The organism is Macrococcus sp. GL_134 (genome assembly GCF_057834705.1).
In genome coordinates this window covers 694,947-712,058 of sequence record NZ_CM174409.1, presented here as the reverse complement: position 1 = coordinate 712,058, position 17,112 = coordinate 694,947, and the positions used below count along the sequence as shown (strand labels likewise).

Genomic DNA, 17,112 nt, shown 5'->3' with positions numbered 1-17,112 from the left:
TACAGTGAATAGAATAACAAATTATAGCGTTAACTTCAATTGTTTGATACTTAAACTTAAAATGTCTATCGATAATGTGATGCACGATTATGCTGCAGCATCTTTAATCAAAGTACGGGCCACTCGTTCACACTTTTCGATATGTGCAAGTCCCATACGTTTCATCATATAATAACTGATGGAAGCAGATATAGCTTGTCCAACGATAGGAACCCACTTAGACTGTTTGGCGAGCTCTCGTCTTGCCATCGCTTTGAAGATCACTGCAATCAGTGATTTTGAAATTCTTTTGCCGATGAACTCGCTGCCCTGCTTAGCTGCAGTTACCATAACTTTTTGTTTCAGCTCATCCGTCATACCGCTGACCTGCTTATAACTGAGTCCATACGTCCGGTTAATCTGCTCAATCAAGTCAGTCATCAACTTCATATCAATACCAACATCAAGTCCAGGAATAGGAACAACTGCCCCGGCTGAACTCATCAATGATTTATTTCTGATTAAATTTTCTGCCGCTTCGCGGCGCTCAATCAGTTCAGTCTCATTGACCGGTAAATCATTTTTCTCCATCTCTATCTTTTTGGCACGATTTAACTTTTTGGAAACATTATTAATCACCATATCCATTATACCCATGTCGTCACTCCTCGATAATTGTTTTCATGAGTTAATTCCCTGAATCAGCGATCATTAATCCAAAAACTTTACGAGAACCACTTTTAAATATTTAGAAGGTTTGTAGTGATTAGTAGTCTTAAAATCTTTAGGGAGGCCCATCACTTCAACGAATTTAAAATCACGGCTCTGCTTGTCAAGTGCAGCTTCTATCATCTTCTTGAATTGCGGCAGCGTATAGTCACTGGCATTCGTACTGAGCAGCAGGTAGCCATTTGCGCTGACGATCGGCTCTGCTCCCGAAACTAATTCATGATAATCTTTTTTGACACTGAAGCGCCGTTTTTTAGATCTGGAAAAGCTCGGTGGATCAATGACAATTAAATCATATGACAGTTTTTTTCGGTAGCAGTATTTGAACATATCAAAAACATCGAGTGTATATCTGTAGTGATCATCGAGCGTCAACTCATTCAATGCAAAATTCTGTTCAATGAGTTCAAGCGATCGTTTAGCAATATCTACACTTGTTGTCAGCATGCCATTTTTAGCAGCTGCAACACTGAAGCCTCCTGAATAAGCAAACAGATTTAACATGGTCCCTTCCTCTAACGGTAACGACTGAATTTTATTTCGGACATCACGCTGGTCAAGAAAAATACCTGTCATCGGGCCATCTTCAAAATGAATCGTGTAAAAGAGATTGTTTTCTTTCACAATGATCGGAAATTCAACTGCTTTATCTGACAGTAGAAATGTCGGTACATCTTTTTCAAATCTTAATTTTTCATAGATGGAGTCAAAATCAAAAATTGCTCTGACAGCTGTCAGCACTTCCTGCTGATAACGATAAATGCCTTTTGAATACCACTGAATCAGCAGATTGCCATCATAGTTATCGATAGTGAAACCGCCAAGGCCGTCCCCTTCTCCATTATAGAGACGAAACGCATTTGTATGTTCGGCCTGGAAAAGTGAAACACGTTCTGACTTAGCCTGTTCCATCAGATTCGTAAAGTAGCTCTGAGTCAGCTTCACTGTTAAATCATTACTGACTTTGTATCCGATTCCTCTATTTTGACGTCCAAAATAAAACAATCCTAAATCTTCGGATGATGCATTCTTCAAAATAAATAAGTCACCCTCATTAAGGGCGTCCATATCAAATACATCTGATTCTTCAACAACTAGATACCCGTCTCGATATTTCTTATCCTGCCGTTCTTTTAGCGTTACTGTCTTCACACACTTCACCTCATTTAGTTATACTCCACTATAACACAAAAAGAGCGTCCTAAAGACACTCTTCACCTTCATTTTATCACTGTACTTTCCCCAAAGTACATTTCTCCCACCGATATGAAAACGTTTTCTAACCCATTATAGATTACTTGCTTTATAATGACAACCCCTAAATTGATTACTGATTTAATATTTTTTTCTTAGATGGTAGAGAAATAGCGGGGTAATCATCAACAGCAGCAGAATCATGACCGGCGGAATAAACAGCGACAAATTAATCCCTTTAAACAGCATTAAATAAAAGGCTGTCACTATTTTTACAAATAGAACTGTAACAGTAAACAGCTGACCGATATAGCCTCTTTTACTAGTGTATATGGTAATCGTAAAGAATAAGTAGGCCGCAATGACAATCAGCATTCCGGTAAGGTTAATCCATTCATAGAAATACTGCATTTTGACAACGTTAAACTTGCTGACTTGAAACAACGTACTTCTATTGTTAAGTTCAATCAATGTAAGGATCAGCATCAATATGCCGAAAAGAAGTTCGATATGAAAAAACTTAAACCACTTTGGTTTTTTCATCCATCCTGGTATATCTTCCTCTTTTAAATCAATCCACTGGACGATTTTTAATTTAAGTTGTTTTAAGGCTAGTGCTAGACGTTCATCAATTTTTAATGATTGTCTTGAAAATTGTTCTACCGCTTCATTGGTCTGATGATTGATCATTTCACTCACTTGTCGATCTCTTTTATTGCGATTGACCCGAGACATTTCCTGTTGGACAGCTGTCAGCTTTTTAGCGCGATGAAGAAATATATAATTACCGAGTGCCGTTAATCCCATCAGTGTAATGAACATGAAGAAGAAATTCAAACTCATGACATCAAGCGGGGTAACAGAATGATCAGCAAGATAATCATAAATTCTATTTTGCGTCAATAAGTAAGCCAATGAAAAAAAGAATAACAGAACGCTATAGTGAATTTTGCGGTAATCCTGATTCAGACGCTTTCTATTCAACACATAGAATACTAGTATGACAAATGCAATGATATAGAAGATAGTAAATATGTCATAGACGCCGTACATCAAAACAGCTGTGAAAAGAAATAGGAAAACTGCACTTAACAAGTAAAATATAGCAATCGACTGATCAAATTGCGTTGTTTTTTTCAGCGTCCGGCTCATATATATAAATCCAAGTCCATAGATGATCAATGCTGAACCATAAACGACAGCATAGCTGTTAATATAGTTACTCAATATTTTGATGAATGCATACGTGTAAATATTAATAAAGTCCATAAAATGAGACATATGCAGTTTATTAACTGCAATCTCTTTGAAGTCAACGATTTCCTCACCTTGAACTATAATAAACAGACCGATCGCTATAAAAATCAGACCGAGCACATAGCCTATGAAGACCTCTATATTATTTTTAAACCATCTCATAGTTTCACCTCAACCTTATTATAAGGAATGGACGACCCAATGTCCTATGAATACGAAAATTTCAGTCTTAAGTATGAGATGTTTCAATCCGGCAGTAACCGGGAATATAGTTGATAAGATTAAATGAGGAGGAATGAACAATGGCTCAAGATAAAATCGAAGAATTTAAAGATGATGCTAAAAAAGCACAGGAATCTACAGAAAAGAATGCAGAAGAAAAAGTGGATTCACTGGAAAATGATAATTCCGGTGAAGAAGAAACAAAAGAAGATATACAGGAAACTTTTGAATAGAACCTAAACAATAAGGTAACTGATGAATCTAGTGAAAAGATTCATCAGTTACCTTATTTGTATGATGAATTAAGAGTTCATCGCCCTATGAGCAATATCATTTCTATAGAACAATCCATCACTAGTAATCCGACTGACACGTTCATAACTCGCATTGACTGCTTCTGTTAATGTTTTCCCTCTACCGACTGCCAGCATGACACGGCCCCCATCAGTTTTCCAGCCGTCATCCTGTTTCAGGCCGCTGACATAATAATCGAGCTCTCCGTGATAGCCATGAACAGGCATTCCTGCAACGTATGAAGCGGGATATCCTTTTGAAGCAAGAACTACGCCGACTACCGTGTCTTCAGACCATGACAATGTAATGGCCTTTTTGTTCTCAAGTGCCACTATGATTTCAATCAAATCAGTTTCGAGACGTGTCAGGAGCACTTGACATTCCGGATCTCCGAACCGTGCATTGAATTCAATTACTTTAGGACCTTGTTGTGTCATGATAGCACCAACATAAAGCAGTCCGAAATAATCAAGGCCTTCCTTATGCATCGCTTCAGCAATAGGGTATGAAATGAGCTGATTGGTTAATTCGACGATTGTCCCATCAATATGCGACACAGGGCAGTAGGCTCCCATGCCCCCGGTATTAGGTCCATGATCACCATCAAAAGCACGTTTATGGTCCTGTGCTATACAATCAAATGGAATGATAAAATCATCATTGACAAATACCATCAATGAAAACTCTTCTCCTTCAAGGTATTCCTCAAATACAACAGGATTGTCTCCGTGCACATACAATTCATTGATGGCTTCTAATGCTTCCTGCTTTGTCATCGCTACAACGACACCTTTACCGGCTGCAAGTCCGTCCTGTTTCAAAACAATCGGTGCGGGGTGTTCTTCAATATAAGCAAGTGCCTCATCTCTTGATGAGATAAGGTCATAAGCTGCGGTTGGAATATTATATTTTTTCATCAGCTGCTTGGCAAAAGATTTGGATCCTTCTACCTGTGCCGCCTGTCGATTCGGCCCAAAGACTTTAATCCCTTGCGCCGTCAATATATCTGCAAGCCCCTCAGTCAATGGTTGTTCCGGGCCAATAATCACCCAGTCAATTCTGTGGTCACGCGCGAATTCACCGATGCGTTCGTGCTCATTTTCAGCAATGGTACCGACCACAGTGGCAACATTAGTCATGGCATCATTGCCAGGTATTACATAAACTTCTTTGACGTGGTCAGACTGGCTGACTTTATGCGCAACTGCATGCTCTCTTCCCCCTGAACCGATCACTAGTATGTTCATCATCCACCTCCTAATGTTTGAAATGACGCATGCCTGTCATCACCATGGCTATTCCATGCTGATCTGCCATATTTATGGACTCCTGGTCTTTGATGGATCCACCGGGCTGAACAATACATTTAATGCCTGCACGTGCTGCTGTTTCCACCGTATCACTCATCGGAAAGAACCCATCAGACGCCATTACGATATTATCATCGATACCGATTGCACGCTCTATTGCTATTTCAGCTGAGCCTACTCTATTCATCTGACCAGCACCGATTCCAACAGTCTGATGTTGATTGGCAAGTACAATAGCATTACTCTTTACACTTTTGACAACGGTCCATGCAAATTCTATCGCCTGCCACTGTTGTTCTGTCGGCTGTACTTTGGTGACAACAGTCATCTCATCAACTGTGCGTTCTCCATTATCTTTATCTTGAATTAAATAGCCACCTGATACAGAAACAAACTCTTCTGATTCTGAATCATCGTCCATCTGAATTTCAAGAAGACGTATATTTTTCTTTTGCGTCAATAATTTAATGGCGTCATCAGAATAGGAAGGTGCAATAATGACTTCGAGAAATATGTCTTTAAGTTGTTCTGCTGTCAGACGATCCACTTCCCGGTTCAGACTGACAATTCCACCGAAAATAGACTGATCATCCGCCTCGTAAGCATGACGAAAGGCTTCGTTGATTGATGTTCCCGTACCAACACCGCAAGGATTCATATGTTTCACTGCAACTGCTGCTGGTGTACTGAACTTCTTAACGAGCTGCAGCGCCGCATCCGCATCCTTTATATTATTGTAGCTCAGTGCTTTCCCGTGCAGCTGCTTCGCTCCAGCAATAGTATTCGCTGCTTGAGATGTTTTGACGAACCGTGCTTTTTGCTGTGGATTTTCACCATATCTAAGCGGTGTCTCTTGATTGCCAAAGAATTTGACGATAGCTGCATCATATCGGTAAGTATGGGTGAATACTTTGATCATCAACTCTTTTCTAAAATTCTCATCGAGTTGCTGCTGTTTGATCTTTTCGACGATCACTGCGTAGTCATTAGGATCGACAATCGTCAATACATGCTTGAAATTTTTAGCACTTGCTCTCAGCATCGATGGTCCACCAATATCGATATTTTCAATAGCCTCTCGTTCTGTAACATCAGGATTGGCAACAGTTTGTTCAAATGGATAGAGATTGACTGCGACTAAATCAATCAGTTCAATATGATGTTCCTGCAATGCAGCTAAGTGTTCTGCATTATCTCTATCGGCGAGGATGCCTCCGTGAATATTCGGATGAAGCGTCTTCAGACGACCATCCATTATTTCAGGAAACTGCGTCAGTTCACTCACTGAGTGCACCGGTACTTGCTGTTCCTCTAATGCTTGTTTTGTTCCACCTGTGGAGTAGAGCTCATAACCGAGTTGAATCAGTTCTTCAGCAAACTCAACAATACCCGTTTTATCTGACACGCTTAATAATGCTTTTTTCATTATAAACTCCTTAAGAAATAATTTTCTTGATAACCCTTGGGTATAATTCATACTCAAGATTCTGAATGCGCAGCTGCAGCGTTTCCTCCGTATCATCCTCATATATTGGACAGCTCATCTGATCAATGATGCGACCCGTATCTATCCCACTATCGACATAATGGACAGTAGCACCACTGACCCGGCAGCCGTAATTCAAGGCTTGACCCACAGCATCTTTACCAGGAAAACTTGGTAGAATTGACGGATGGATGTTGATGATTCGTCCGGTATACGCATTCAATATAGTAGGGCCGATCAGTTTCATATATCCTGCAAGTATGATCCACTCTACTTGATCGCGATGCAGCTGCTTTAAAATAGCAGATTCATAATGTTCTTTGTCGTCAAAACTGCTTCTATTAAAAATATGGACCGGCAGGCTGAATCTCCGCGCACGTTCAATCGCAAATGCTTGATTTTGGTCAGTATATAGCCCTGTGACATGAATATGATTCAAATAACCCACTTGAATGTTCTCCATAATTTTTTCGAAGTTCGATCCATTGCCGGAAGCAAAGACAGCGATATTTCTCATATCAAATACCCACCAATTCTATTCCAGACTCATCCGCTTCGATAGTACCGATAACATATGCTTCTTCGCCCGCATCCGCAATTGTTTGAATGATTGCTCTGCTATGCTGTTCATCAACAATCAAACAATAGCCAATTCCCATATTGAATATATTGTACATCTCGTTCCATTCAAGGTTTCCCTGCTCTTTCAACCAATCAAACACAGCCTGGCGAGGAAAAGATGTGACGTCAATCACAGCAGTCATCTTGTCGGGCAGTATTCTCGGAATGTTTTCGATGAAACCACCGCCTGTAATATGACACATACCTTTGATGGTATACTTCTCAAGCAAAACTTTGACAGATTTTACATAAATACGTGTCGGTTCAATTAATACATCTAGCAGTGAGCGGTCACCGAAGCTTTTTGTCAGCTCTGTATGGTTATCTTTAATAATCTTGCGTACAAGGCTGTATCCGTTTGAATGAATGCCGCTTGACGGCAGACCTATGATGACATCACCTGCAGCAATAGCTTCACCTGTAACATAGCTGCTTTTTTCAACTGCGCCTACTGCAAAACCTGCGATATCATAATCCCCCGGATAATACATTTCTCCCATTTCAGCTGTTTCACCACCGATTAATGCACACTCTGCCTGTTGACAACCGTCTGCCACCCCTTTGACAATTTGTTCGACGATGATTGGATCCACTTGATGTACAGCCAGGTAATCGAGAAAATATATGGGCAGTGCACCTGTTGTCAATATATCGTTGACACACATGGCAACGGCATCTATGCCGATGGTATCGTGTCTATTATGATCAATAGCAAGTTTCAGCTTCGTACCCACACCGTCCGTACCCGAAACGAGGACAGGTGCAGTCATATTCAACGCTGACAAATCAAATGCTGCACCGAATCCACCAAGCCCTCCCAGTACTTCAGGACGCATCGTACGTGCCACGTGTTTTTTCATCCGTTCCACTGCTTCGTAACCTGCATGGATATCGACTCCTGATGCTTTATATGCTTCAGACATCTTTAAACCCCTTTCGTTTTCTTTTCTTTTTCCTGTGGCAGTAAATGATCAACAATTTCAACCGGATAATTACCCGTAAAGCAAGCATCACATTCTCCGTGAGAACCATGTCTTCTATATACGTCATGCATCCCTTCGACAGTGAGATAGCTTAACGAGTCTACTTCTATTTCAGCTCTTATATCTTCCACTGACTGATAAGCGGCAATCAGCTCTGCATGACTAGATACATCAATGCCGTAATAGCAAGGATGTTTAAGCGGAGGTGAGGAGATGCCCATATGAACTTCCTTCGCTCCTGCACTTCTCAATGCTTTGACAATATATTTACTCGTTGTTCCGCGAACAATAGAGTCATCGATAACTATCACTCGTTTCCCTTCAATAACATCTCGAATCGGAGCATGTTTCATCTTTACGGCACGCTCACGCATTTCCTGATTCGGCGTAATAAAGGTTCTTCCGACATATCTATTTTTTAATAACCCCTGCTCATTCGGAATGCCGGAGTAACTTGAAAATCCCATGGCAGCCTGCAGTGAAGAATCGGGTACACCGATAACGATATCGGCTTCCACATTCATTTCCTTTGCCAGCTGTTCACCTAATGATTTTCTGATGTTATAGACAGAATGTCTGTTAAATTCCGAGTCCGGCCTGGCAAAATACACATACTCCATCGAACACAGCTTACTGTCTCTGTACTGAGCATAATTATCTTCATGGATGCCGTCATTGTTAAATGTCAGCACTTCACCCGGTCTAATATCTCTTATATAGGTTGCTCCTATCGCATTGAACGCACAAGTTTCACTCGCAACACAATAGGCACCATCAACGACACCAAGCATCAGTGGTCTAACCCCATGATTATCAAGCGCAGTTGATAGACTATCTTTTCTGAGCACTAAAAAAGCAAAGGCTCCTTTGATCATATTGAGAGATGCTTTTAAGTTTGCCAGCTCATTTGACGAGCGTGCTTTAAGCAGCAGATGTCCAAGCACTTCAGAATCGCTTGATGTCTGGAAAATAGATCCTGCATCTTCAAGCGCCAGTCTGATTTGCCGAGCGTTAGTCAAATTACCGTTATGCGCGAGTCCTATATCACCTTTGGAATGTTTAAAGATAAAAGGCTGAACATTCGACAGCTCAGAAGCACCGGTCGTCGCATAACGTACATGTCCGATAGCATTCGTATAGCCTGCCAGTGAATCCAGCTGCCTTTGACTGATAGCCTCAGGAAGAAGGCCCATGCCACGCGCACCAAAAATATTTTCGCCATTTGAACAGACAATACCCGCGCCTTCCTGTCCACGGTGCTGCAGACTATGAAGGGCCATATAAGTGAGTTCAGCTGCCTGCGGATGATTCCATATACCGAATACACCACATTCCTCGTTTAAACCGCGGATGTCATACATGTCGGTATAGCTCCTTTCCAAGTGTTCTTTATCATTTCAACGTCGTGATTCAGCTGCCCATTATGATAGTGCAGCGTCCAACGCTCACCACCGAACGTTCCGATTTTTACAGCACCTTGAACAGGTAATTCTTTGGCGATCAAAATATATCGTCCTGGTGTTTCTGAAAATAATTCAGCTGCTGTTAATGCGACCTTAACATCTAATCCCGTTTCAAAATAAGCTGCTATCTGTGCCAGTTTAACTGCAACGCCTCCTTTGCCGATTGCCTGTGCATGAGACACTTTGCCGGAACGGATAGCATCAAGCACCTGCTGACCTCGTACGACTTCCTGCTCCAGATCAATATCTACCTGCTGATGGGCTACGTTATCATATAACAATTTCTCAAGCTGCGAGCCACCAAAGTCCTGCTTTGTCTCTCCAACTACATAAATGGATTCACCAGCAGTAGGATGGTATTTATGTAAATAGCTTATATCATCAATCAGTCCGACCATGCCGACTACTGGTGTTGGAAAAATGGACTCACCAGTCGTTTCGTTATAGAGGCTGACGTTGCCTGAAACAACAGGGGTGTTCAATACGTTACATGCTTCTGCCATTCCTCGTGTTGATTCAGCAAGCTGATGGTAAATTTCAGGTTTTTCCGGACTACCGTAGTTCAGACAGTCTGTCATTGCCAGCGGTTCGCTGCCGACTGCTATTAAGTTACGGTACGCTTCAGCCACCACCATTTTCCCACCATTGTAAGGATCATTGAATACATAACGTGCCTCACCGTCAATCGTCGAAGCGATGGCTTTGTTTGTTCCTTCTACACGGGTTACTCCAGCAGATAACCCTGGTCTAATAATCGTATTAGCACCCACCTGCTGATCGTATTGTGAGTACGCCCAGTATTTAGATGCCATTGTCGGATGACCCAATAGCTTAAGCAATGTGTCTTCAGCATTGATCGTACTGTAGTCATGTTCTTCTTTTTCATAGTCCGCTGATTGTCCTTCAAGAATATAGACAGGTGCTTCGTCAGACAAAGGTTGTACAGGAATATCTGCAAATACTTCTCCATCGTAAGTCAGTACGAAACGATCTGTGTTTGTGACTTCTCCGATGACTGCTGAATCCAGTTCATGGTGTTCGAACAGATCGAGAAACTTCTGTTCTGCTCCTTTTTCGACAACGAGCAGCATACGTTCCTGCGTCTCTGATAGCATCATTTCATATGGAGAGATCCCCCTCTCTCTCACCGGAACCTTTTCGAGCGTCAAATGAATACCGGAACCTCCTTTTGCAGCCATTTCTGATGAAGATGAGGTCAAGCCTGCCGCTCCCATATCTTGTATACCGACAAGCTCTGGATAAGTAATCGCTTCCAGAGTTGCTTCCATCAGCTTCTTACCGACAAATGGATCACCAATCTGTACAGAAGGTCGTTTAGATTCTGATGATTCATTCAATTCCTCAGAAGCAAATGTTGCACCGTGAATCCCATCTCTTCCTGTTTTCAGCCCGACATATATCACCGGATTGCCTATGCCTTTAGCGGTCCCCTTTTGAATTCTGTCATGATCAATAATACCGACACACATCGCATTGACGAGCGGATTGCCATCATAATGCGTATCGAACTCGATTTCTCCCGCAACAGTCGGAATACCGATGCAGTTGCCGTAACCGCTGATTCCAGCTACAACCCCTTTGAACAATAGTTGATTCTGTCTGCTGTCCAGTTCTCCAAAACGCAGGCTGTTTAACAGCTGAATAGGACGTGCACCAATAGACACGATATCACGAATAATACCTCCGACACCTGTAGCCGCTCCTTGGTATGGTTCAATGGCACTAGGGTGGTTGTGGGATTCCACTTTGAAGACGACCGCTTGATTATCACCGATATCCACCACTCCTGCCCCTTCCCCGGGTCCCATCAATACTCGAGCTCCCGTTGTAGGGAACTGCTTTAAAAATGGTTTGGAATGTTTATACGAACAATGTTCACTCCACATCACTGAAAATATGCCGATTTCGGTATAGTTCGGCTGCCGTCCGAGAATGTGACATACTTTTTGATATTCATCATCTGACAAACCCATATCTTGATAAAGATGATTGATTTTAATCTCTTCGGCAGTCGGTTCTAAAAACTTTGCCATGTTATCTCCCCCAGCTTTCTAGAATGGATTGAAATAATCGCTTACCATCATCAGAACCGAGGAGGGTCTCCATCGCGCGTTCTGGATGCGGCATCATTCCTAAAACATTGCCTTCTCGACTGATAATGCCTGCAATATCGTCAACAGAACCATTAGGATTGTCCGTATAAGTTAATACAATCTGCTGGTTTTGCTGTAATTCTGATAAAGTGTTGTCGGAACAGTAATAACTTCCTTGTCCATGAGCAATAGGAAATATCACTTGTTCATTATCATCATAGAGCTGGGTGAACTTCGTATGATTGCGGATTGTCAGTTGTTCATCCTTGCAAATGAACTGATGGCTTTCATTGTGCAGCAGCGCACCAGGCAGGAGTCCAATCTCAGTTAAAATTTGAAACCCATTACATACCCCGAGTACAGGCTTTCCTTCTGCAGCAAACCGCTTCACTTCACTGACGACAGGAGCCACTCTTGCCATCGCACCACAGCGCAAGTAATCTCCGAATGAAAATCCTCCCGGTATTAATACACCGTCATACGCATATAAAGAGGTCTCTCTATAGTCTACGTATACGGCTGTTATTCCTGTATTCATTGCTGCATTCAACATATCTCGATCACAATTGGATCCTGGAAATTCAATAACCGCTAATTTCATCAGCTATTCTCCTTTGCCTCAACAATATTATATGAATACTCCTCTATCACTGTATTGGCAAATAACTTTTCACTGAGTGTTCTAACTACTTTATCTACTGCTTCATCTGTCGCTTCGTCTACAGTCATATACAATACTTTTCCGACCCGGATATCATTGATCTGTGGATAACCTAAATCATGAACAGCTCGTGTTAATGCCTGACCTTGTGTATCCAGTACTTGCTGCTGCAAAGTGATGTACAGTTCAATAGTTTTCATTACTTAAGATCCTCCAGTTTATTATAAAATGCTGTATACGTATCAATCAGCGAGGCTGTCTCTTCACGGTATACATCTTTGTCGAAGTTTTCCTCTGTCACCTTATCCCATATTCTGCAAGTGTCCGGTGAAATTTCATCGGCTAGTATGATATGACCCTCTTTATCCTTGCCGAATTCAACTTTAAAATCGACGAGTGACATATTCAACTTATCCATGATACTTGTTAAGATGTTATTGATAATAAGTGCCTGTTCTTTTAACTGCTGAATATCATCATCATCTGCAATATGCAGCAGCTTAATATGATCTTCTGTCATGAGCGGGTCGTTTAAAGCATCATTTTTGTAATAAAATTCTACAAGCGGATGTTCAAGCGTTTCACCCTTAGCTAGTCCGAGCCGTTTGACAATGGACCCTGCTGCTTTGTTTCTGACAACTACTTCAAGCGGGATAATATCGACCGTTTTGACCAACTGTTCCGTTTCAGATAATCGTCTGATGAAATGTGACTGATAACCAGCGTCATTCAGTTTTTCAAAAAACAGAGAAGTAATCATGTTGTTCAGTCGCCCTTTACCAGCCATATAATCTTTTTTCGTCCCATTACCCGCTGTCACTTCATCTTTATATTCAATGCGGTAGACGTCAGCTTCATCTGTACTGAAGACACGTTTTGCTTTACCTTCATAGACTAAAGTCATCATTTTCGCTCCTCATAAATGGTTTCGTAGTCATTAGCCAGCTCTAATATCGTCACATGCCCCATCTTTCGATCACGCTTTCTTACTTCCTTACCGTAAATATGCACATGCCATTGTGAATGTTCATTCAAAACATTTTCCATAACGTCAAGATCTTGTCCGAGCAGATTGTACATCACTGCCGGTTTATGCAAAATAATATGCTGCGGTAGTGTCCATCCTGCGACAGCCAATATATGTGTGTCGAACTGCGAATAATCACATGCTTCAATAGAGTAGTGTCCGGAGTTATGAGGTCTCGGTGCTATTTCGTTGACATATAGTTCATAGTTTTTATCTACAAAAAATTCCACAGTGAATGTGCCGATCAATGGAATCTGCTTCATTATCTTTTTTACTTCACTGATTGCTTGTTGTTCTAAAGGATGATTTCCTGTAACTGTTGTACGGTATAAGATCTGGTGACGATGTACATTTTCCTGAACAGGAAAAAACACAGTAGTGCCATCGCTTGATGCAGTAGCGGTAATAGAAATCTCTGAGTCAAGCTCAATCATCTGTTCAGCCACACAACTCGTGTTGTTAATAAATACTGCTGCTCCTTCAAGCTGCTCCTTGTCATTGATAACGAGTTGACCTTTTCCATCATAGCCGCCGAATATTGTCTTTAAAATAAAAGGATAGCCCAATGTTGTGACAGCTGATTCTAAGTCGTTTTCGCTCTCCACTGGTACATAAGGAACTACTTTAGCACGAGCTGCTGAAATCGCACGTTTCTCTGCCAGTCTGTTCTGAGTTATAACGACAGCTTCCACGCCTTGAGGGACAGTATATTTTTCAGCAATCAATGCAAGTGCTTCACCGTTAATATTTTCAAATTCATAAGTGATTGAATCTGACAATTCACCAAGCTCCATCAATGCTTCAACATCGTTGTATGCTGCATGAATAAAGTGATGGGCTGTAAATCTTGCCGGACATGTCTCATCCGGATCTAATATCACTACTTTAAAACCCATTCTCTGTGCTGACTGTGCCATCATTTTACCAAGCTGACCACCACCGATAATTCCAATAGTGCTGCCTATCGGAAGCTTAGATAAGTTCATGCTGCATCTCCTCAACTTTCAACATGAGTGATCGTTCGTAGTTTTCCAGTGCTTCAATCAGCTTCCTATCTTTCAGACTCAGCATACGCGCTGCAAGAATTGCAGCATTTTTAGCACCTGCTTGACCGATCGCTGTGGTCGCTACTGGTATCCCAGCCGGCATCTGTACGATAGATAACAATGAATCGATTCCTTTTAGAATCTTAGTCTCAATAGGAACCCCGATTACCGGCAATGTTGTAAGTGAGGCAATCATGCCTGGTAAGTGAGCTGCTCCTCCTGCTCCTGCAATAATGATATCGATATTATTTTTTCGAGCGTCTGCAGCAAAATTCATCATCGCTGCAGGTGTACGGTGTGCTGAAACGACAGATTTCTCATATGGAATTTTAAAGTAATCAAGCAGGTGACACGTTTCTCTCATCGTCTCCCAATCGGATGATGAGCCCATTACAACAGCTACTTTCATGAGTTACTACCCCCGCAAATATTTGATGTGACAAATTGATAAGGTGTATATTACTTGTATAGCATATCAATTAAAAGATAGAATTTCAATTCAATATACGGACATTTTTTAAAAAATGATTTAATTTTATTGATTTTTGTTCGGATTTTTAGTTGAATTATATATGAGAAAAACAATAATGTTCGATTAAAGGGAGGATCACTCATGACAGCTATTATTTTAGACGGAAAGAAAATTGCTCAGGATTATAGAGCTGAGTTGAAGCAGACAGTGAGCAGACTCAAAGAAGAAGGAATCACCCCTAAACTGACTGTAGTTCTTGTTGGTAACGACGGCGCAAGTTTAAGCTATGTCACTTCCAAGCAAAAGGCAGCAGAAAATATTGGGATGGCATCAGAAATCGTGAAGTTAGAAGAAGATACAACAGAGGAGGCCCTCCTGGAAGTCATCAGTCAGTTGAACATAGATAGTGACGTACATGGCATCCTGGTTCAAGTCCCCCTGCCATCTCACATCAATGAAATTCATGTATTAGAAGCTATCGCACCTGAAAAAGACGTGGACGGATTCAATCCAGTCAACATCGGCCGCCTATATGCAGGTGTCGACACATTTGTCCCTTGTACACCACTTGGTATTATGGAGCTGCTTAAGCATGCCCCCATTGACCTCGCAGGTAAAGAAGTTGCGGTAATCGGACGCAGCCATATAGTCGGCCAGCCGGTCGCTAAACTATTGACTGATCATGATGCGACAGTAACTTTGCTGCATTCAAAAAGCCAATCACTGAAAGAGACACTAAAACGTTCGGATATTATTGTGTCAGCTGTCGGAAAACCAGGGCTTGTTACCAAAGAGGATATCAAAGCCGGCGCTGTAGTTATAGATGTCGGTAATACAGTAGTAGAAGGTAAATTACAAGGCGATGTTGCTTATGATGAGGTAAAAGAAGTAGCTGGAGCGATTACACCAGTCCCGGGCGGCGTCGGCCCGATGACCATCACGATGGTTCTTAACAACACACTCATTGCTGCACAGCGATCAGTAGAAAAGAAATAGATATGAAAAAGAGGCCTTTCTGGCCCCTTTTTCATATCTATGGATGTTCCATGCTATTAAACTGTAATACTCATTTTCGGTCCGAACGGTTCAAAATGAATACGAGTCCGCTCAATCCCCATGTCATCAAAGATCCCCAGCATCGCTTCCATAAATGCTAAACTACCGCACATATAGATTTCTTCATCACCTTGAATGACTTTGCTCAGCTTCTCTTTATTGAGTCTGCCCGCTTCATCGGAATAATTAAAATAAAACTGAATGTTCTCCTTATCATGAAACACAGTAATTTCATCCTTGAAAGGCACAGCAGAACGATTATAGGCTGAATGAACAAATGTAATTTGCTGATCAGCAGCTGATTCCAGCATACACATTAGTGGAGTCATACCGACTCCACCACTTAAAAATAATAAGGGCTGTTCAGTTTTTTGGAGCGTGAAGTCACCTGCTGGAGCAGACAATAGGAGCTGATCGCCAACTACAATCGTATCATGCAGATAATTTGAAACCACCCCTCTATGACTGTCCATCACGTCTCTTTTCACAGCAAATTTAAGTCCTTTTGTCAGGTCGGTAGAGCAGATTGAATAATGACGTAAAGCATCGTTATCTTCATCTTCTGGATGAACTTTCACTGTAATGTACTGTCCGGGTACTATCGGTTTCAACTCGATGTTATTTTCAGGTGTTACAGTAAATGTTTTAATATGTTCAGACTCCTGTTTGACGTCCGTCACTTTAAATGGTTGAAAACCATGCCATTCTTCCGCTTCATACAATCCTTTCTCCATTTGAATAAAAACATCTGCGATAACACCATATGCTTCAGTCCAGGCATTGATAATTTCAGGGGTTGCCGCTTCACCTAGAACTTTTTTAATGGCATAAATTAAATGCTTCCCAACAATAGGATAGTGTTCTGGTTTGACTTGAAGCGCACGATGCTTATGCGCAATTTGATTGACGTTTGGCACTATTGCTTCCAGATGATCTATGTGTTTTGCTGCCGCTAGAACAGTCTGAGCCAATGCTGTCTGCTGTTTTCCTTGCTTCTGATTAATTTTGTTGAAAATATTCAGCAACTCCGGGTGTTCTTCAAACATATGGTCATAAAATACTGTAGTGATTTCTATGCCATGTTGCTCTAAAACTGGAACAGTAGCTTTGACAATAGCTTTTGTCTCTTGTGATAACATGTAGGAGCCCTCCAAAGATATATTTTAAATACATCTTTAATATAGTCTAATTTTTCTCT

General features: G+C 41.4%; 17 protein-coding genes. 2 read left to right on the top strand and 15 right to left on the bottom strand.

The window, feature by feature from the left end; genetic code table 11:
- Nucleotides 1–87: 87 nt before the first annotated feature.
- The 3 genes from AC3IPL_RS03735 to auxA form a co-directional block, all read right to left on the bottom strand.
- Nucleotides 88–636 carry a DUF697 domain-containing protein gene (locus AC3IPL_RS03735; protein WP_489241860.1) on the bottom strand — a complete coding sequence of 183 codons (549 nt, stop codon included), beginning with the start codon at nucleotides 634–636 and terminating at the stop codon, nucleotides 88–90.
- Between the two features lie 54 nt (nucleotides 637–690).
- Nucleotides 691–1,860, bottom strand: a complete 1,170-nt coding sequence (locus tag AC3IPL_RS03730) for a class I SAM-dependent rRNA methyltransferase (protein ID WP_489241859.1) — start codon at nucleotides 1,858–1,860, stop codon at nucleotides 691–693.
- Between the two features lie 183 nt (nucleotides 1,861–2,043).
- The gene (gene auxA / locus AC3IPL_RS03725; RefSeq protein ID WP_489241858.1) at nucleotides 2,044–3,321 is read right to left on the bottom strand and encodes a lipoteichoic acid stability factor AuxA; all 1,278 of its coding nucleotides are present in this window, start codon (nucleotides 3,319–3,321) and stop codon (nucleotides 2,044–2,046) included.
- Nucleotides 3,322–3,461: 140 nt separating this feature from the next.
- Here auxA and AC3IPL_RS03720 point away from each other — a divergent pair, with 140 nt between their 5' ends.
- Nucleotides 3,462–3,614 (top strand): hypothetical protein, encoded by a 153-nt coding sequence (locus AC3IPL_RS03720; protein WP_489241857.1) that lies wholly within the window; start codon nucleotides 3,462–3,464, stop codon nucleotides 3,612–3,614.
- Nucleotides 3,615–3,683: 69 nt separating this feature from the next.
- On the opposite strand, the gene purD is transcribed toward AC3IPL_RS03720, so the two are convergent.
- The 11 genes from purD to purE are packed head-to-tail and all read right to left on the bottom strand — an operon-like array spanning nucleotide 3,684 to nucleotide 14,795.
- Entirely contained in the window at nucleotides 3,684–4,922 is a 1,239-nt protein-coding gene (purD, locus tag AC3IPL_RS03715) for a phosphoribosylamine--glycine ligase (protein ID WP_489242256.1), read from the bottom strand.
- A 10-nt stretch (nucleotides 4,923–4,932) separates the two neighbouring features.
- On the bottom strand, nucleotides 4,933–6,411 hold the full coding sequence (gene purH / locus AC3IPL_RS03710; protein WP_489241856.1) for a bifunctional phosphoribosylaminoimidazolecarboxamide formyltransferase/IMP cyclohydrolase: 1,479 nt from the start codon (nucleotides 6,409–6,411) through the stop codon (nucleotides 4,933–4,935).
- Between the two features lie 10 nt (nucleotides 6,412–6,421).
- On the bottom strand, nucleotides 6,422–6,988 hold the full coding sequence (gene purN / locus AC3IPL_RS03705; RefSeq protein ID WP_489241855.1) for a phosphoribosylglycinamide formyltransferase: 567 nt from the start codon (nucleotides 6,986–6,988) through the stop codon (nucleotides 6,422–6,424).
- A 1-nt stretch (nucleotide 6,989) separates the two neighbouring features.
- Nucleotides 6,990–8,015 (bottom strand): phosphoribosylformylglycinamidine cyclo-ligase, encoded by a 1,026-nt coding sequence (gene purM, locus AC3IPL_RS03700; protein ID WP_489241854.1) that lies wholly within the window; start codon nucleotides 8,013–8,015, stop codon nucleotides 6,990–6,992.
- Between the two features lie 2 nt (nucleotides 8,016–8,017).
- Nucleotides 8,018–9,436: an amidophosphoribosyltransferase gene (gene purF, locus AC3IPL_RS03695; RefSeq protein WP_489241853.1), complete on the bottom strand. Its 1,419-nt coding sequence runs from the start codon at nucleotides 9,434–9,436 to the stop codon at nucleotides 8,018–8,020.
- Nucleotides 9,415–11,592 carry a phosphoribosylformylglycinamidine synthase subunit PurL gene (gene purL, locus AC3IPL_RS03690; RefSeq protein ID WP_489241852.1) on the bottom strand — a complete coding sequence of 726 codons (2,178 nt, stop codon included), beginning with the start codon at nucleotides 11,590–11,592 and terminating at the stop codon, nucleotides 9,415–9,417. The genes purF and purL overlap by 22 nt, the downstream gene beginning before the upstream one ends.
- A gap of 1 nt (nucleotide 11,593) precedes the next feature.
- Complete coding sequence (gene purQ, locus AC3IPL_RS03685) at nucleotides 11,594–12,253, bottom strand: phosphoribosylformylglycinamidine synthase subunit PurQ (RefSeq protein WP_489241851.1); 660 nt, start codon at nucleotides 12,251–12,253, stop codon at nucleotides 11,594–11,596.
- The gene (gene purS, locus AC3IPL_RS03680; RefSeq protein WP_489241850.1) at nucleotides 12,253–12,513 is read right to left on the bottom strand and encodes a phosphoribosylformylglycinamidine synthase subunit PurS; all 261 of its coding nucleotides are present in this window, start codon (nucleotides 12,511–12,513) and stop codon (nucleotides 12,253–12,255) included. The genes purQ and purS overlap by 1 nt, the downstream gene beginning before the upstream one ends.
- Nucleotides 12,513–13,217 (bottom strand): phosphoribosylaminoimidazolesuccinocarboxamide synthase, encoded by a 705-nt coding sequence (purC, locus tag AC3IPL_RS03675; RefSeq protein ID WP_489242255.1) that lies wholly within the window; start codon nucleotides 13,215–13,217, stop codon nucleotides 12,513–12,515. The genes purS and purC overlap by 1 nt, the downstream gene beginning before the upstream one ends.
- Complete coding sequence (purK, locus tag AC3IPL_RS03670) at nucleotides 13,217–14,326, bottom strand: 5-(carboxyamino)imidazole ribonucleotide synthase (RefSeq protein WP_489241849.1); 1,110 nt, start codon at nucleotides 14,324–14,326, stop codon at nucleotides 13,217–13,219. Before purK ends, purC begins: the two co-directional genes overlap by 1 nt.
- Nucleotides 14,313–14,795: a 5-(carboxyamino)imidazole ribonucleotide mutase gene (gene purE, locus AC3IPL_RS03665; RefSeq protein WP_489241848.1), complete on the bottom strand. Its 483-nt coding sequence runs from the start codon at nucleotides 14,793–14,795 to the stop codon at nucleotides 14,313–14,315. The genes purK and purE overlap by 14 nt, the downstream gene beginning before the upstream one ends.
- A 204-nt stretch (nucleotides 14,796–14,999) precedes the next feature.
- On the opposite strand from purE, the gene folD reads away from it, so the two are divergent.
- Nucleotides 15,000–15,854 (top strand): bifunctional methylenetetrahydrofolate dehydrogenase/methenyltetrahydrofolate cyclohydrolase FolD, encoded by an 855-nt coding sequence (gene folD / locus AC3IPL_RS03660; RefSeq protein ID WP_489241847.1) that lies wholly within the window; start codon nucleotides 15,000–15,002, stop codon nucleotides 15,852–15,854.
- Nucleotides 15,855–15,910: 56 nt separating this feature from the next.
- On the opposite strand, the gene AC3IPL_RS03655 is transcribed toward folD, so the two are convergent.
- Nucleotides 15,911–17,053 (bottom strand): globin domain-containing protein, encoded by a 1,143-nt coding sequence (locus tag AC3IPL_RS03655; RefSeq protein WP_489241846.1) that lies wholly within the window; start codon nucleotides 17,051–17,053, stop codon nucleotides 15,911–15,913.
- Nucleotides 17,054–17,112: the final 59 nt, after the last annotated feature.

Bases quoted from the DNA above. Each gene is read 5' to 3' on its own strand.
- purD (WP_489242256.1), bottom strand. From the start codon at position 4,922: ATGAACATACTAGTGATCGGTTCAGGGGGAAGAGAGCATGCAGTTGCG.
- purF (WP_489241853.1), bottom strand. From the start codon at position 9,436: ATGTATGACATCCGCGGTTTAAACGAGGAATGTGGTGTATTCGGTATA.
- purQ (WP_489241851.1), bottom strand. From the start codon at position 12,253: ATGAAATTAGCGGTTATTGAATTTCCAGGATCCAATTGTGATCGAGAT.
- AC3IPL_RS03735 (WP_489241860.1), bottom strand. From the start codon at position 636: ATGGGTATAATGGATATGGTGATTAATAATGTTTCCAAAAAGTTAAAT.
- AC3IPL_RS03655 (WP_489241846.1), bottom strand. From the start codon at position 17,053: ATGTTATCACAAGAGACAAAAGCTATTGTCAAAGCTACTGTTCCAGTT.
- purE (WP_489241848.1), bottom strand. From the start codon at position 14,795: ATGAAAGTAGCTGTTGTAATGGGCTCATCATCCGATTGGGAGACGATG.
- purN (WP_489241855.1), bottom strand. From the start codon at position 6,988: ATGAGAAATATCGCTGTCTTTGCTTCCGGCAATGGATCGAACTTCGAA.
- auxA (WP_489241858.1), bottom strand. From the start codon at position 3,321: ATGAGATGGTTTAAAAATAATATAGAGGTCTTCATAGGCTATGTGCTC.
- AC3IPL_RS03720 (WP_489241857.1), top strand. From the start codon at position 3,462: ATGGCTCAAGATAAAATCGAAGAATTTAAAGATGATGCTAAAAAAGCA.
- purM (WP_489241854.1), bottom strand. From the start codon at position 8,015: ATGTCTGAAGCATATAAAGCATCAGGAGTCGATATCCATGCAGGTTAC.
- purH (WP_489241856.1), bottom strand. From the start codon at position 6,411: ATGAAAAAAGCATTATTAAGCGTGTCAGATAAAACGGGTATTGTTGAG.
- folD (WP_489241847.1), top strand. From the start codon at position 15,000: ATGACAGCTATTATTTTAGACGGAAAGAAAATTGCTCAGGATTATAGA.
- purL (WP_489241852.1), bottom strand. From the start codon at position 11,592: ATGGCAAAGTTTTTAGAACCGACTGCCGAAGAGATTAAAATCAATCAT.
- purK (WP_489241849.1), bottom strand. From the start codon at position 14,326: ATGAACTTATCTAAGCTTCCGATAGGCAGCACTATTGGAATTATCGGT.
- purS (WP_489241850.1), bottom strand. From the start codon at position 12,513: ATGAAAACTATTGAACTGTACATCACTTTGCAGCAGCAAGTACTGGAT.
- purC (WP_489242255.1), bottom strand. From the start codon at position 13,217: ATGACTTTAGTCTATGAAGGTAAAGCAAAACGTGTCTTCAGTACAGAT.